This is a genomic window from Rhizobium sp. 10N414 (genome assembly GCF_056394785.1).
Genome location: NZ_JBFTIN010000003.1, coordinates 126,631 through 140,532, shown reverse-complemented (window position 1 = coordinate 140,532; position 13,902 = coordinate 126,631). Strand labels below are relative to the sequence as shown.

General features: G+C 57.8%; 12 protein-coding genes. 4 read left to right on the top strand and 8 right to left on the bottom strand.

The features are described 5' to 3' along the window. Positions 1 to 14 precede the first annotated feature (14 nt). Positions 15 to 2,333, bottom strand: coding sequence for a PAS domain-containing sensor histidine kinase (locus AC1DE4_RS05655; RefSeq protein ID WP_025661143.1), 2,319 nt, complete (start codon positions 2,331 to 2,333; stop codon positions 15 to 17). Positions 2,334 to 2,583: 250 nt separating this feature from the next. Here AC1DE4_RS05655 and AC1DE4_RS05650 point away from each other — a divergent pair, with 250 nt between their 5' ends. The 3 genes from AC1DE4_RS05650 (at position 2,584) to AC1DE4_RS05640 (ending at position 5,454) form a co-directional block, all read left to right on the top strand. Next, positions 2,584 to 2,736, top strand: coding sequence for a hypothetical protein (locus AC1DE4_RS05650; RefSeq protein ID WP_112647943.1), 153 nt, complete (start codon positions 2,584 to 2,586; stop codon positions 2,734 to 2,736). 153 nt (positions 2,737 to 2,889) lie between these two features. Beyond that, positions 2,890 to 4,467 (top strand): carboxylesterase family protein, encoded by a 1,578-nt coding sequence (locus AC1DE4_RS05645; RefSeq protein ID WP_084659771.1) that lies wholly within the window; start codon positions 2,890 to 2,892, stop codon positions 4,465 to 4,467. A 348-nt stretch (positions 4,468 to 4,815) separates the two neighbouring features. Continuing rightward, positions 4,816 to 5,454: a response regulator transcription factor gene (locus AC1DE4_RS05640; protein ID WP_025661145.1), complete on the top strand. Its 639-nt coding sequence runs from the start codon at positions 4,816 to 4,818 to the stop codon at positions 5,452 to 5,454. Positions 5,455 to 5,509: 55 nt separating this feature from the next. Here the strand turns inward: AC1DE4_RS05640 and AC1DE4_RS05635 are convergent, their stop codons facing one another. Continuing rightward, complete coding sequence (locus AC1DE4_RS05635) at positions 5,510 to 6,148, bottom strand: response regulator transcription factor (protein WP_477880424.1); 639 nt, start codon at positions 6,146 to 6,148, stop codon at positions 5,510 to 5,512. Between the two features lie 325 nt (positions 6,149 to 6,473). Here AC1DE4_RS05635 and AC1DE4_RS05630 point away from each other — a divergent pair, with 325 nt between their 5' ends. Next, the gene (locus AC1DE4_RS05630; protein WP_025661147.1) at positions 6,474 to 7,238 is read left to right on the top strand and encodes an SDR family oxidoreductase; all 765 of its coding nucleotides are present in this window, start codon (positions 6,474 to 6,476) and stop codon (positions 7,236 to 7,238) included. 33 nt (positions 7,239 to 7,271) lie between these two features. On the opposite strand, the gene AC1DE4_RS05625 is transcribed toward AC1DE4_RS05630, so the two are convergent. The 6 genes from AC1DE4_RS05625 to AC1DE4_RS05600 all read right to left on the bottom strand — a co-directional run bounded on the left by AC1DE4_RS05625 (position 7,272) and on the right by AC1DE4_RS05600 (position 13,712). Further along, the gene (locus AC1DE4_RS05625; RefSeq protein ID WP_025661148.1) at positions 7,272 to 7,709 is read right to left on the bottom strand and encodes a hypothetical protein; all 438 of its coding nucleotides are present in this window, start codon (positions 7,707 to 7,709) and stop codon (positions 7,272 to 7,274) included. A 76-nt stretch (positions 7,710 to 7,785) separates the two neighbouring features. Further along, complete coding sequence (locus AC1DE4_RS05620; RefSeq protein ID WP_477880421.1) at positions 7,786 to 9,390, bottom strand: MDR family MFS transporter; 1,605 nt, start codon at positions 9,388 to 9,390, stop codon at positions 7,786 to 7,788. Between the two features lie 60 nt (positions 9,391 to 9,450). After that, positions 9,451 to 10,614 (bottom strand): HlyD family secretion protein, encoded by a 1,164-nt coding sequence (locus AC1DE4_RS05615; RefSeq protein WP_062370870.1) that lies wholly within the window; start codon positions 10,612 to 10,614, stop codon positions 9,451 to 9,453. 73 nt (positions 10,615 to 10,687) lie between these two features. Beyond that, complete coding sequence (locus tag AC1DE4_RS05610; RefSeq protein ID WP_477880418.1) at positions 10,688 to 11,446, bottom strand: SDR family oxidoreductase; 759 nt, start codon at positions 11,444 to 11,446, stop codon at positions 10,688 to 10,690. A 107-nt stretch (positions 11,447 to 11,553) separates the two neighbouring features. After that, entirely contained in the window at positions 11,554 to 11,964 is a 411-nt protein-coding gene (locus AC1DE4_RS05605; protein WP_477880416.1) for a cupin domain-containing protein, read from the bottom strand. A gap of 260 nt (positions 11,965 to 12,224) precedes the next feature. Continuing rightward, the gene (locus tag AC1DE4_RS05600) at positions 12,225 to 13,712 is read right to left on the bottom strand and encodes a mechanosensitive ion channel domain-containing protein (protein ID WP_477880414.1); all 1,488 of its coding nucleotides are present in this window, start codon (positions 13,710 to 13,712) and stop codon (positions 12,225 to 12,227) included. Between the last annotated feature and the right edge of the window lie 190 nt (positions 13,713 to 13,902).

Genomic DNA, 13,902 nt, shown 5'->3' with positions numbered 1-13,902 from the left:
AACCTTTAGGAAGGCTATGACGCCCGGGCCGCCTCGGCTTTCACCGGTAGCGAGAAGACGAATTTTGCGCCATTCGGATCATTTTTCTCAACCCAGATTCTCCCGCCATGGGATTCGAGAATCGACCTGCAGATCGCCAGCCCCATTCCCATCCCCTGCCCCTTTGTCGTAAAAAACGGCTCGAAAATGCGGTCAGGATTGTCGACGCCCGGACCATTGTCGGTGATCTCCGTGTGAACCCAGTCTTCATCACGGCGCACGCGCAGCTGCAGGAGGCGGCGATCTGGAGCCGCATCCATCGCTTCCATCGCATTCCGGATAAGATTGACGAGGACCTGCTGGATTTGAATGTGATCGAAGAACAGCGGCGGAAGATCGCTGTCGATACGCGAGTTTATCCGGACGCCTCGTCTCAGTGCCTCTTCTGCCATCAGGTCGCGCGCTTCGGTAACCACGTTACCAAATGCGTTGACACGACGTGAGTCGTCGGAATGCTTGAAAAGCGCCCGAATGCGGTTCACGACATCCGTCGCGGTATTCGCACTTCTCACAACACGATCCAGCGCCTTCTGGGCTCGCTCCATATTCGGTGGTTCTGCGTTCAGCCACTGCTGGCACGCGTCGGAACTGGAGATCATCGCCGCGAGCGGTTGACCTATCTCGTGCGCGATCGATGCGGTGAGCTCAGCCAGGCTTGCCGCCTGGCTGGCCCTGGCAAGGTTCCTCTGGGCTAGTCGCAGTTCCTCCTGCGCACGAAGCCAATCGTCGATGTCGAGGCACACGCCGTTCCATTGAACGATTTCACCTTCCGCATTGTACATCGCCAGTGCCCGGGTCTCCATCCAGCGATATTCTCCGTCGAACCGCCGCATTCGGTGCCTCATCGCGTACGGCTTTCCTGTCGGCAGCGACTGGCTGTATTTTCTCTTAACGGCGGGGAGGTCCTCGGGATGGATGATCGCTTCCAAGGTGGCGTGGAGGCTCTTGCCGGTTTCTGCATCTTCCTCAATCCTGAAGCCCAGATATTCGCTCAGCTTCTGGCTGCGATAGATCGGCCTGCCATCAGGGGCCAGGCAGTAGATGAGTGCCGGCAGTGTCTCCACCAGCTGATGAAGAGAGTGCTCGCTCTCCCGCAGCGACTGTTGAATCCGCATCTCCTCATCGACATCAACTGAAAGGCCATACCATTCAACAATAGTGCCGTTAGTACCGCGCAGGGGCTCGAACCTGTCGGCCGTCCAACGAAAAGTTCCGTCTTTCCGTCGTCGGCGATATCTCATTGAGAATGCGTCGCCCTTCTGAATGCATTGGAGAGCCTGACCTCGAACCTGCGCGACGTCGTCCGGATGGATCAAGTCCAGCGCGGCCTTCGCGAACTCCGAAAAGCTCGCCTTCGACAATCCGGCTTCTTCGAGAAAGCGCTTGCTTACGTAAGAAAGCTCTCCCGCTGCTGTCCAACTGCAGATGTGGACCGGCAAGGCATCGATCAAGCGTTGCAGGTGCCATTCGCTTCGCCTGAGCGCCTCCTCGGTGGCGACCTGATCGTTGACGTCGTGACAGAGGCCGTACCATTGGACGATGCGGCCATCGTGGTCTCGCACCGATTCCGCACGGCTGGACATCCACCTGTAAACGCCGTCATGGCGACGCAGGCGATATCTCATGAAGAAGCTCTCGCCTGTTACCAGGCTCTGATTGAGTGCGCCGCCGAACTCTTCCGCATCTTCCGGATGAATTGCCATCTCGATCATGGCGTCCAGCCGGCTGAGGCCAGGAATCTGGATATCGCTGACGTCCCGGCCGAGATAGTCGATCATTCTCTTGTTGAAGAAGCTCGGTTCTCCCTCGGGTGTCAGCCGCCAAAGATGGCTCGGTACGGAATCCACCAACAGCGAGAGTTCGAGCTCCCGGTCATGCAAGGCGTCGACAGTTTTTCGGTCGCTATCGATATCGAGCGAGGTTCCGTACCAGCCAACAATGTCGCCAGAGTCGTCCAGGATGGATCGACCGGAGCTTCGTACCCAACCAAAGCCGGTCCTGCGTCTGATGCGGAATTCACTATCAAACGGATACCCTGACCGAAGGCAATGCCGCCACTCCCCGGCAACACGTTCGAAGTCGTCGGGGTGAACCAGCTGCTTCCAGGCCCCCTCTCCTTCACTCCACCACGCATTCAGGTCTTCCGGGGTCTTCGCGAGCGCGAGCTGCAGATCATGGGACAGATAGGTCCACCTCCCGCTGGCATCCATAGCCCAGCCATTGCCTGACAGTTTCTCGACGGTCTTGGCGGCTCCTATGGGCGAATTAGCAGCTGTAGCAAGGCCCGGCGCCATCGTTTGCTCTCCCCTGAGCGGCACTGTAGTTGCTCGCACTGCTTTTTACGCCCGCTTTAGGGTTCAGTCCAACCGAGTGGCGTTCCGATCACGAGTGTTTGAAGAAAAGAGTAATCTCCTGTTGCCGCTGGTCGCGCGCACCCGCCCAACGTGTGAGTTACGCCGGCAAGCGGGACATCTCATGCCACCGCAGCAAACGGGAACCTTCAAGTCTTTTTGGAATTTACGGACTACCACGAAGGAGGCTGTCATGATCCGTAGGCTGAAATCCGGCGAGTATCGGCTCTATTCACGCAAGGTCGATCCAAAGACCCATAAGCGCAAAAATCTCGGCACGTTCAAATCACGCGAAGCGGCTGAGAAGCACGAGCGCGAGGTGCAATATTTCAAGCATCATGTTTGAGGTGAAGCGTCCGCGATCAGATGCACGCAGACACGACGCACGCGAAATGGGTGCGTTAGCACAGCATTTGTCGTGAGCGGATGAACGCTTTTTGATGTCGCCAGAGGGGAGTATTTTTACCTGCAGACCGTCAGAATCTGGTGATTGGAGGGGATGGTGCCCGTAGACCGCAGTAGCAAATTCTTGGTCGTTTTGGCGGTCGCAACGTGTCAGATGATCTTTGCACCAAGAACTGATGCTGCAGACGATACCGTTCAAATCGACAGCGGAATGCTGCGAGGTGAGACGACAGGCACGGTCATTAGCTTCAAAGGCATACCCTACGCCGCTCCGCCTGTTGGTAATCTGCGATGGCGCAATCCAACACCGGTGTCGAAATGGAATGGCGTCAGGGAATCGCGGAACTTCGGTCCCTCATGCGTGCAGGCCGATGATTTGCCAAAGTCCGAGGACTGTTTGACTCTCAACATCTGGACACCAGTCAAACGTTCCAGGACACCGCTTCCGGTTATGGTTTGGATACACGGCGGCGCTCTTGTACACGGGAATACCCTTCAGTACCCCGGCGACCAGCTCGCCGCGCAGAGAGTTGTGTTCGTCAGCTTGAACTACCGCCTGGGACGGTTGGGTTTCTTCGCTCATCCTGGGCTCATAGAGGAATCTCCTGATGAACCGGTCGGTAACTATGGTTACATGGACCAGCTTGCAGCCTTGAAATGGGTGCAACAGAACATCAAGGCCTTCGGCGGCGATCCGAAGAGGGTGACCATATTCGGAGAGTCAGCAGGCGGCGGCTCGGTGATGGCTCACATGGTGTCGCCTTTGTCGCGAGGGCTCTTCCAGGCAGCCATTTTGCAGTCGCCGGGCGCTCCCACGGCGCGTGCCCAAAGCTTGCCGCTGTCATCGCTGAAGCAAGCGGAGAAAGCCGCGTTGGACTTTGCCGACTCTCTCGGAATCACTGGCACCGATTCCGGCGCTCTCGCAGCGCTCCGGGCGCTACCTGCTGAAAAGCTGACCGAGGGTGCATCGGCACCAGAGGCGCTGGCGGGAATGTCGACAAGCAAGCCGGTCATCGGCATTTCAGGACCTATCCTTGATGGACGGTTTTTGCTCGAAACGCCCGAGGCGGCCTTCGCAGCAGGACGTCAAGCGCCAGTGCCCGTCATTGTCGGAGCGAATAGTCGTGATCTTGGTATCGGCCAGGCCGCGACGAAAGACGACCTGTTCCAGATATTCGGGAAGGCTGCGGCAGAGGCTCGCGCGCTTTATGACCCCGGGAACCGAGAGACGCTCGAAGAGCTCAGACAGCAGCTTTTCGCAGACAAGACGCTCGTTGAGCCGTCTCGCCATCTCGCTGACGAGATGATCCGAGCAGGTCAGCCGACCTGGTGGTATCGCTTCTCCTATGTCGCCGAGGCGCTGCGCGATGATCCGAAATGGAAAGGCACTCCGCACGGCTTTGAGATTCCGTATATGTTCGACATCCCAGCCGCATTGGTGAAAGACAAGGTTACGCCTGCCGACTGGGCCATGGCCGCACTTGCGAGTGGCTATTGGGTCGATTTTGCAAGAAAGGGCGATCCCAATGGTGGCTCACGGCCATATTGGCCCATCTACGACCCCAATACCGATAAACTCATCAACTTCACCAACGACGGCGCGATCGTAGGGCCCGATCCGCTGAAGCCCAGGCTCGACCTCTGGCAAAGATATTGGAACGAGCAGAACTGAGGCTGCGGCGCCTAAATGCGCGAAACACCTACTCAAAATGCTATTCTGGGAGGCCGGCGCAGCGCAGTCCGTCAAGGAAACGTTGCCGATCGGCGTCGTATTTGTAGGCCAGCCTCTTGCCCCATTCCGCTCCATATCCCGCACTCGAAACTGTCCATCGTCCCACTATAACAGAAGGTTCAGGCCTGTTGCTATTTCCGGTTCCTCCCGTTTCCAAGAGGATAGCCACCAGCAAGGCCCGCGGTGCAGAAAGCGCTCGGAGCTTCCTCATGCAACATTCGCTTACTTGTCTGCGAAAATTGCGATGGCTAATATACCATGAGCAAATGAGCTGTCCGGGGGACGTTCATGGCCAATCCTACTATGCAGACAGGCGAACCTCTGGTTCAGCAGACCGTCCATGTGGTGGAAGACGACGAGCAATTTCGCATTTCACTTATTGATCAGCTCGAGTCACTTGGAATTCACGCCTTGGGCTTCGATGCGGCCCTCGATTTCTTCAGCCAAGCCTCGCAGGATGCGGGTGGCTGCATTCTTCTTGACGTGCGACTGCCCGATCTGAACGGCATCGAATTCCAGAAGGAACTGAAGACACGTGGATATGACCTTCCCGTGGTTTTCATGACGGCACACGGGGACGTGACGACAAGCGTCAATGCCATGAAGGCGGGCGCCGTGGACTTTCTGCCAAAACCGTTGCAGCGACACGAGGTTGTCGAGGCGATCAAAACGGCGTTCACCATCGATCGGGAGCGGCAGACCCAGCGAGCGTATCGCAAAGAAATACTGGAGCGAGCTGCCACCCTCACCCCACGCGAAGTCCAGATCATCGGACTCGTCGTGAGCGGGTTGATGAACAAGCAGATCGCCTTTGAACTCGGCATCAGCGAGATCATGGTGAAGCTCCATCGTGGGCGTGCCATGAAAAAGATGCGGGCGGCGTCCCTGGCGGAGTTGGTTCGGCAGTTCGAATATCTCAGCCATTAGTATTCTGCGCTGGAGGCTGACGGGTGTTCCGGCGTCGTCGTTTCGTACCGCCGGATCAACGGGTCTGGAGCTTCTCGACTCTGCGAACAAGGTCGGCAAGAGAGCGAGCCTGCATCTTTCGCATCACGCTCATCCGATGGAGCTTCACAGTCATCTCGCTGATCCCGAGTTCAAAGGCGATCTGTTTGTTCATAAGCCCACTGACAACGGCAAGCATGACCTCATGCTCTCGCGGGGTCAGCGTGTCGACCAGTGACCGGACATGAGCCTGTTCGGCTTCAATCTTTCGTCTTTCGCCGTCCAGTTGAATTGCGTGATCCACCGCATCGAGTAGATCCCGGTTGACGAATGGCTTCATGATGAAATCGGTGGCTCCCGCCTTCATGGCTCTGACGCTCGCCGGAACGTCCGCGTGGCCGGTCAGAAATATCACGGGCATCCTGCTTCCCATGCTGATGAGTTCGCTTTGGACATCCAAGCCGCTGCCTTCGGGCATTCGAAGGTCGACCACGACACAACCGGGCGCGGTCGTGTCAACAGTCTTAAGGAAATCAGGACCGGTGGAGTAGGCAGAGGCGCGCCTGTTCGTGATCATGAAGAGATCGAGCAAAGACTCCCGGATCTCCTTGTCGTCGTCGATGACGTGAACGATAGGTTCGGCGGATAAATCCGCCTTCTTTGCCAAGTTTTCCATGATCTCACCTCGACTAAAAGGCGAACGCTCACCAATCGCACTCCCGATGTTGAAGGGCCGGTTCCCGCTCGCCCCTCCCGTGATGGGTTCGCCGCTCGCGGAATTGTGCTCACCGCCAACTTATCACGAGTTAGAGATCCTGGGATGGTAAACCTTGGTTTACGTCTCGGGGGCGACCTAGGGAGCCGCAACGACCGGCGACAGTGCCGGCCCGATCACCCCAAACCTTGGTTTGCATTGACCTTCTTCGACCAACAACCGAACCTAACAGCACCCCAAAAATCGAGACGGATCGAATGAGACAGCAAACTACGAGGGGCATGAGATGAAGATCGCGGTTATCGGCGCAACCGGCATGATGGGATCCAAGATCGCTCGCATCCTTGAACGCGATGGATTCGACATCACAAGAGCCTCTACGAGCACAGGCGTCAACGCCTACACGGGTGAAGGCGTGGAACGTGCACTGTCCGGAGCAGATGTCGTCATTGACGTGACGAATACCGGATCATTCGGAGAGACAGATACACTCGACTTCTTCAGGAAAACAAGCGGCAACCTTCTGTCCGCCGCGAAAGCTTCCGGAGTGACACACTACCTTGCGCTGTCGGTTGTTGCTGTCGATCGACTGGTGGAGAACGACTATTTTCGCGCAAAGCTGGTGCAGGAAAACCTGATACGAGCCTCCGGGTTGCCGTTCACGATTGCACGCTCGACGCAGATGTTCGAGTTCTTCAATGGGATTGTCGATGCAAGCGCCGTGGACGAAACGCTGAGAGTGCCTTCTGTTCGTGTCCAACCGATAGCTGCCGACGAAGCGGCTGGCGCGATTACCAACTTGGCGACCGCGAAGCCGTCGAACTCAATTGTTGAGATCGGCGGCCCTGAAGCTTTTGAACTGGTGGAAATCGCGCAGGAGCTTCTTACCGCCGCGGAAGACCCCCGTCCGGTCGTCCTCGACCCTACTGCCCGCTATTTCGGCGTTGCCCTCTCGAAGGACGGCCTTCTACCCTCTTGCATCATCGCAACAGGGACGCTTTCCTTCCACGAGTGGCTGTTCACGAGCATGTCCGTGCAAGATGTCGCGTGAGAGATCACGGGAAATTCGCGGTCTCGATGGACGCTACCCCTGCCTCGTGCGGAGACGCTCGGCGTAGTTCGCATCCAGATGTCCGACACTGACCGGTAGGAGGTTCTCGTAACCTTCGCGCAACTCGCTTTCGTCGAGCCATCCTTTGCCGGTGGGATCGAGCTTGTTCCAATACTGCTCGGCGGTTGCAGGATCGAACACACGATTGTCGATCTTCGCAAGGCGTGCCTGTGAATCCATGTATTCGCTCTTGGTGACAGTGCTGTCCTTGTTGCTGTCGGCCCAATCGAGCTGCTGTTTGGTCAGGCGCGCGTAAAAATCATCGATGAGCTGATCGTCCGAACGAACGGCCGGGGCCTTGGGCGCCGACACAACTTGCAGCTTCTCGTCGGAAACAGACGGCGCTTTACGCGACGTTGGCATCATGAGGCTGTAGACCGAACTATCAGAATTTACTCGCACGTTTTTCATTCCTCCATATCGACGTGATGTGGAAGATAAGTTGCAACTTCAGCTTGCTCCAAGCTTACACAGTCGGCTGTAGCAGTCAGTGCGCCCCACCCTCGGAGAGCTGGCCGGGCTTCTTCAGCAGGAGCGAGGCAAGCAAGGCCACGACGAGTGCCACCCCCAACAGGAAGAAAGTATCGCTAAAGGCCATGATGTTGGCCTGTTTCCTGATTCTGAGCGCGATCGCGACAACGGCCTTGTGTGTTGCCGTTGCTTGGTCGCTGACGCCGTGGCTCATGAAATAGGCCGTCAACTGCGCGACACGATTACGAGTCGCTTCCTCAAAGGCGCTGACCGCATTGGTCAGAATGTTGGAGTGAAATTGCTCCCTCTTCGTCAGGAAAGTCTGCAGGGAAGCAATTCCGACAGCGCCGCCGAGATTGCGCATCATGTTGAACAGAGCAGACGCCGATCCGGCGTTCTGCTCTTCGATACCCGCTGTTGCAATCGCCGAAAGCGGCGTGAAGACGAGCGCCTGTCCGACCGCACGCACGACATTCGGCCAGAAAAGCTGGTCGCTTCCATAGTCAGCGGTCATATAGACATTCATGAAGTTCGAAGCCGCAAATAGACTGAATCCGACGACGATCAGCAAACGGACGTCGAAGACCTTCATCATCCGCGGTACAAGCGGGATGAGCAGAAGCTGCGGTATGCCCGTCCAGGCAAGAACGGCCCCGATCTGCTCCGAATTGTATCCTTGAACCCGTGAGAGATAGATCGGCAGGATGAAGGCCGAACCGTAGAGTGCCATTCCCAGCAGAAAATTGGCAACGACACCGAAACCGAAATTGCGGCGCAGGAGCAGCCGCAGGTTCAGAAGTGGGTGAGCCGACTTTATCTCGATGATGAGAAACAGCGTAAGCGACACCACGGCAATGACCGATAGCCGAACGATGAAGTCGGATCCGAACCAGTCTTCCTTGTTCCCTTCCTCGAGCACCGTTTGCAAGGCTGCCAATCCAACGGCCATCATCACGATGCCCGGCCAGTCGCCCTTGGCAAGCAGACCCAAATTCATCGGGGCGGGCTCCAGAGATACGAAGAGCATTGCAATCATGAGCAATCCCGGAACCAGATTGACGTAGAAGATGAACTCCCAACCATAGTTTTCCGTCAGGTAGCCCCCGATCGTCGGTCCTATGGCGGGAGCAAAGGTTGCCGACAGCGCAAACAGCGCGAGGCCGATCGGTTGCTTGGGTTTCGGCAACAACGTGATGATGATGGTGAATGCCATGGGGATGAGGACGCCGCCGGTAAAGCCCTGGATCGCGCGCAGCACGATCATCTGTTGCAGGTTAGCTGCAAAGGCACAGGTAACCGAGAAGACCAGAAACAGGGCGGCGTTGACTAGGAGATAGGTGCGGACAGAAAAGACGCGCGCCAGCCAGCCCGTGAGGGGAATAACGACAATCTCGGCGATCAGATAGGAGGTCGATATCCACCCTCCATCGTCCTTCCCGGCTCCTATGGCTCCCTGGATGTCTGCCAGTGATGCGTTGACAATCTGAATGTTCAGGACGGCCATGAACGCGCCGAGCGTTGAGCCGACCACCGCGCACCACATCCGAAAAGCACTCAGCGCGGGCTCGGCCGATTTCGCAAACTGCTGATTGCTGTTGGCAGGGACCAGAAGAGTAGCCATGAGACCTCACTCCTTCGGGCTTCCAATGACTGCCGATCACGACCATGGAAGCACCGATCCTCATATTCCTTCCGACATCCGGGTGGCCTTGGTATCCACTTCAGGCTCCACCGACATTCCGGACCGGAGCTTGCCGGCGACACCCTCGTCATCAATGAGGATCTTGACCGGAATGCGCTGCACGATCTTGGTGAAGTTTCCGGTCGCGTTGTCGGGTGGAAGCAACGAAAATTCCAGGCCGCTGGCGGGCGAGATGCTGTCGACGTGACCCTTCACCGTAAGATCCGGAAAGCTGTCGACCCTGATCTCGACGGTTTGGCCGGGGCGAACGTAAGTGAGTTGGGTTTCCTTGAAGTTCGCGACAACATACACGGCATGGAGCGGAACCACCGCCATGAGCTGGGTGCCGGACGAGACGAACTGGCCAACACGGATCGACCGCGCACCAACGGTTCCGTCGACTGCTGCAACAATGCTCGTGTAGGAAAGGTTGAGTTTGGCCTGCTGGACGGCCGCCTCGGCTCGATCTCGCTGGGCTACGATCTGGTCGCGTTGTGTCCTAAGGACTCGCACTTTGTTCTGTGCGGCAACAAACGCGGCCTGATCGCGCTCTACCGCTGCAGACGCCTGATCCAGTATGGACTGGCTCTGTTCGGCGCGCGACAGAGTACCGGACCCATTTGATGTCAGCCGCGCATTTCGCGCCGCATCGGATTTTGCAAAGTTGTAGGATGCTTTCGAGACATCGACTGAGGCCCTCGCCTGCTCGATCACGGATGCCTGAAGTTCAATCTGCGCATCCAGGTTGGCAATGGCGGCCTCCGCACCTTGCAAGTCTGCGCGTGCCGAGTTGAGAGCGATCTGGAAATCGCGATCATCGATTGTTGCGAGAACCTGACCGGCTGTGACTGGGTCATTGTCGCTGACCCGCACGTCCTTGATATAGCCGGCCACTTTGGGGGCGACGGTCGTGTAGTCGGCCTTCACGTAGGAGTTGTCGGTAGACTCGATGAAGCGCCCGACTGTCCAATAGTAATGGCCGTATCGAACACCAAACGCCGCGCCTGCTAGCAGGACCAAGGCGAGAGATAGTCTCTTCCAGAGGCTCCTGTTCGACTTCGCTGGCACTGTCGGCTTCAACGTATCGACAGGGGTCCCATCGGTGGTTCCTCTGTCAGTCTCGGCGGTTTTCTCGAAGGTATCCTGGCGAGGCAGTTCGACCATCTTCCTTCTCCCGGCAATCTCCCGCGTTCAAAAACGCAGGCCCGGCGGCGGGGTGCCGCCAGGCCGCATCTGGTCAGGCAGCAGCCTGGGGACGTTGTGCAAACCACGTTTTGACGTCCAGCTTGCCAAGCTTGGCTGGTCCGAGAGGAACCAAGGACTGGTCATCGACTAGCGAACCGAAGTACCTGGCCTGGGGATCGACGACGACCGTTCGCTTGTCGCCGATTGCGGTGAGATAGCCCTTAACGAAATCACTCAGGGGCTTCTTCTCAGGCCCTGCGATTTCGATGGTTCGGTTCTCGGCAGCACCAGAAGCGGCCTCAGCGACGAAGCCTGCAACCTCGTCCGCAGCAATTGGCTGGAACGCGCCGTGTGAAACGTGGACCGTCCCATCGACTGTGGCGCTATCGGCGATCCCGCCCAGGAATTCGAGGAACTGGGTGGAGCGGACGATGGTGTATGGGATGCCACCCTTCTTGATGAGATCTTCCTGAGCAACCTTGGCCCGGAAGTAACCGTTCTCGGGCGATCTCTCGACGCCAACGATGGAAAGCGCGACGTGGTGGCCGACGCCTGCCGCGCGCTCTGCTTTGAGCAGGTTTGTTGTGGAACTTTGGAAGAACGAGAGAACGGCACTCGGCTCAAATGACGGCGAGTTGGTCACGTCGAGTACGACGTTCGCGCCGGCAAGTACGTCGCCGAGTCCCTCGCCTGTGAGTGTGTTGACCCCGGTCGACGGGGACGACTGCACTACATCGTGTCCCTGCTTGCGCAGGCGCTCTGCAACTTTCGTTCCAACGAGGCCCGTGCCTCCGATGATGACGATTTTCATGGTTCTATTCCTTGAGGGTTGGATATCCACCGAGGACATCTCAGGTTTTGAGATTGAGGCAGTAGCAGGCGGCACTGCCGTCGCCTCCTGCCACCCCACCGCAACGGCTACTTGTCGGGGGTCGTCAGCTCCGTCTCGGTCGTGTCGACGACGAAGACGGCAAGAATCTTCGCAGGCTTCGTGTTGCTCGCATTCGCGCTGACCTTATGGTGATCGCCGGAGACCTCGATCCAGTTTTCACCGGTCCTGTAGACCTTGACCGGGCCATCGTTGACCTGGCTCTTGATGCTGCCTTCGATCACGGTGGCGTAAATGAAGGCGCTTTTGGCGTGTGTATGCGAGGGATTGGAGCCGCCGGGACCGTATTCGACGAGCACGCCGCGCACGCTTTTTCCGGGTACGTTCGGGAGCACATGGTCGAATACGATTGAGACCTTGGCATTGTGGGGTTTATCCGCGGCTACGGCAGGCACAGCCATCAGCGCTGCCCAAAGCAAGCCACTTGCGAGCCTTCGCATGGCATTTCTCCTTCGTTGACGTCATTGATTGTGACCGAAGCCGATCCTATGCGACGGGCATGGGGCGCAATAGATATACGAAGGTTTGCCAAATCTATACGAAGGTTTGCCGAACCGACCGCGCCGGTTTGGGCCGATCCGATGGGCCGCTTGACTCTTGCCGCAGAGCGAACATGACCGGGCACGCCACCGCGGGTACCCGACCGCGGTGTCAAAAACACACTAGGCTTCGATTGGGATGGGGGCGCCTTGATCGATCCTCAAGGGTTCAGGTGTTCCCGGTGCACGCGAAAAATCGACCGAATTCCTTTGAGCAAATCCAGTCTGCGCCGCTCATTGTGGATTGTCAGTACGCCGGAATGCACCCCGAACCCTTCGCGATGAGCAAGATGGGCAGCCAGGTCTTCGGCGAGTTCCGGTCGTTCACGCAGCAGCGGCGCAAAAGCAGTCTGGTCGATCTCATAGACGGTTACGCGCGTTACCGCATAGAGCCCATGTTGCTCTGCCAAGCCGGCGAGCGATCCCTGTTCCCCGAAAAAGTCTCCAGGGGCCAACCGCGCCACTTCCTCGTCACCCTTCCTCATTGCGATGATGCCCGCGCGTACGATCATGAGGCTGGCGAGACGACCCCCTTCCTGGGCGATTTCGGCCCCCGGGGAAAAAGTTCGTCGGCTGGCGGACGCGGCGAGGACGTTGCGCTCTTCCTGGCTCAGCAATGAGAAGATCGAAATGGCGTCGATGAGGCTCTGCGCCGGGGGCATCGCGGGACGCAGCGCGCTTCTTAGGTAGTCTCCTGCAAGTGGGCTTTCCGGGGGGAACGCCAACTGCAGGCCGTTCGCCTTGCAATGACGATATACGAGGTCGATGACTTCGGTTCGCGCTGCACCGCGTTGTGCCGGGCTGGTGACGCGAAATTGCAGTTCGACAGTCACTGCGCTGCCGTCAATGCCGGCAAGCACGACGTTTGGGGGCGGCTGCTTCACGATGAGGTTGCAGCTGTCGAGCACGGTGCGCATCACTTCGACAATAGTTCGGGGCATGTGTGTCGGGGCAACCCGTATCGACAGGTCGATTTGATGGTTCTCGTCCGGCCGGCTAACATTCGTCAGCCCCAGCTTGGCCAGGACGCTATTGGGCAGCACCACGATGTTATGAGCGCCTGTCAAAAGGTAAGTCGAGCGCCAGTTGGTGGCGACAACACGTCCCTCGGTGCCATCGCTCAAGTAAATGAAGTCTCCGATGACATAGGGGCGCCCCAGTGTGAGAGCGATGCCGGAAAATACGTCGCTCAAGGTGCTCTGTAGGGCAAGACCGAGAATGATGGCGATGACGCCAGAGGTTGCCAGCAGCGTTCCGATCGGCACGCCGAAAACAAACGCCATGATGGACAACAGCACCCCGAGATAGACGATTGCGACGACGAGATCCTGGATCAGTCTTGCCTCTCGTGGCCGCCCGTCCAGGACGATGTAGATACGAACGAAACCGATCACGGCCCAAGACAAATGGACCCACCAGAGGATCTTGGCCGATACCATCAACGCGTTGGCGCCGTTTAGGTCCGCGGGGTCGAAGCGGAACGGCACAATGCGAGCGTAGGCGAGCACGGCCGTCATTGAGAGGAAGACTGCGATCTGAACGATCAGGCGCTGGGTCGGGTGTCCCTGTCCCTGCATATGCCAAATGGCAATCCCAGCGAGCCCCATCACACTGATAAGCAGCGGCAGCAGGTGAACTTCATGACCCATCACGATCCCACAACGAAAAATTCTGACCCCATGCGCCGATCTAGAGGCGCACATATCACGCGGCGGCTCAGCGCGACAGTCGAACATAGGCCGACGATGCGAGCGCGACTACTACACCAAGGTTTACCCTTACGACGATAACGGCGCATCGTTCGCGACCTGCTGAGTGCTCATTGGGTTGCAACGTGCC

Coding starts and splice junctions, on each gene's coding strand:
- AC1DE4_RS05610 (WP_477880418.1), bottom strand. CDS start 11,446: ATGAAAATCGTCATCATCGGAGGCACGGGCCTCGTTGGAACGAAAGTT.
- AC1DE4_RS05600 (WP_477880414.1), bottom strand. CDS start 13,712: ATGGGTCATGAAGTTCACCTGCTGCCGCTGCTTATCAGTGTGATGGGG.
- AC1DE4_RS05630 (WP_025661147.1), top strand. CDS start 6,474: ATGAAGATCGCGGTTATCGGCGCAACCGGCATGATGGGATCCAAGATC.
- AC1DE4_RS05620 (WP_477880421.1), bottom strand. CDS start 9,390: ATGGCTACTCTTCTGGTCCCTGCCAACAGCAATCAGCAGTTTGCGAAA.
- AC1DE4_RS05605 (WP_477880416.1), bottom strand. CDS start 11,964: ATGCGAAGGCTCGCAAGTGGCTTGCTTTGGGCAGCGCTGATGGCTGTG.
- AC1DE4_RS05625 (WP_025661148.1), bottom strand. CDS start 7,709: ATGAAAAACGTGCGAGTAAATTCTGATAGTTCGGTCTACAGCCTCATG.
- AC1DE4_RS05655 (WP_025661143.1), bottom strand. CDS start 2,333: ATGGCGCCGGGCCTTGCTACAGCTGCTAATTCGCCCATAGGAGCCGCC.
- AC1DE4_RS05640 (WP_025661145.1), top strand. CDS start 4,816: ATGGCCAATCCTACTATGCAGACAGGCGAACCTCTGGTTCAGCAGACC.
- AC1DE4_RS05645 (WP_084659771.1), top strand. CDS start 2,890: ATGGTGCCCGTAGACCGCAGTAGCAAATTCTTGGTCGTTTTGGCGGTC.
- AC1DE4_RS05615 (WP_062370870.1), bottom strand. CDS start 10,614: ATGGTCGAACTGCCTCGCCAGGATACCTTCGAGAAAACCGCCGAGACT.
- AC1DE4_RS05635 (WP_477880424.1), bottom strand. CDS start 6,148: ATGGAAAACTTGGCAAAGAAGGCGGATTTATCCGCCGAACCTATCGTT.
- AC1DE4_RS05650 (WP_112647943.1), top strand. CDS start 2,584: ATGATCCGTAGGCTGAAATCCGGCGAGTATCGGCTCTATTCACGCAAG.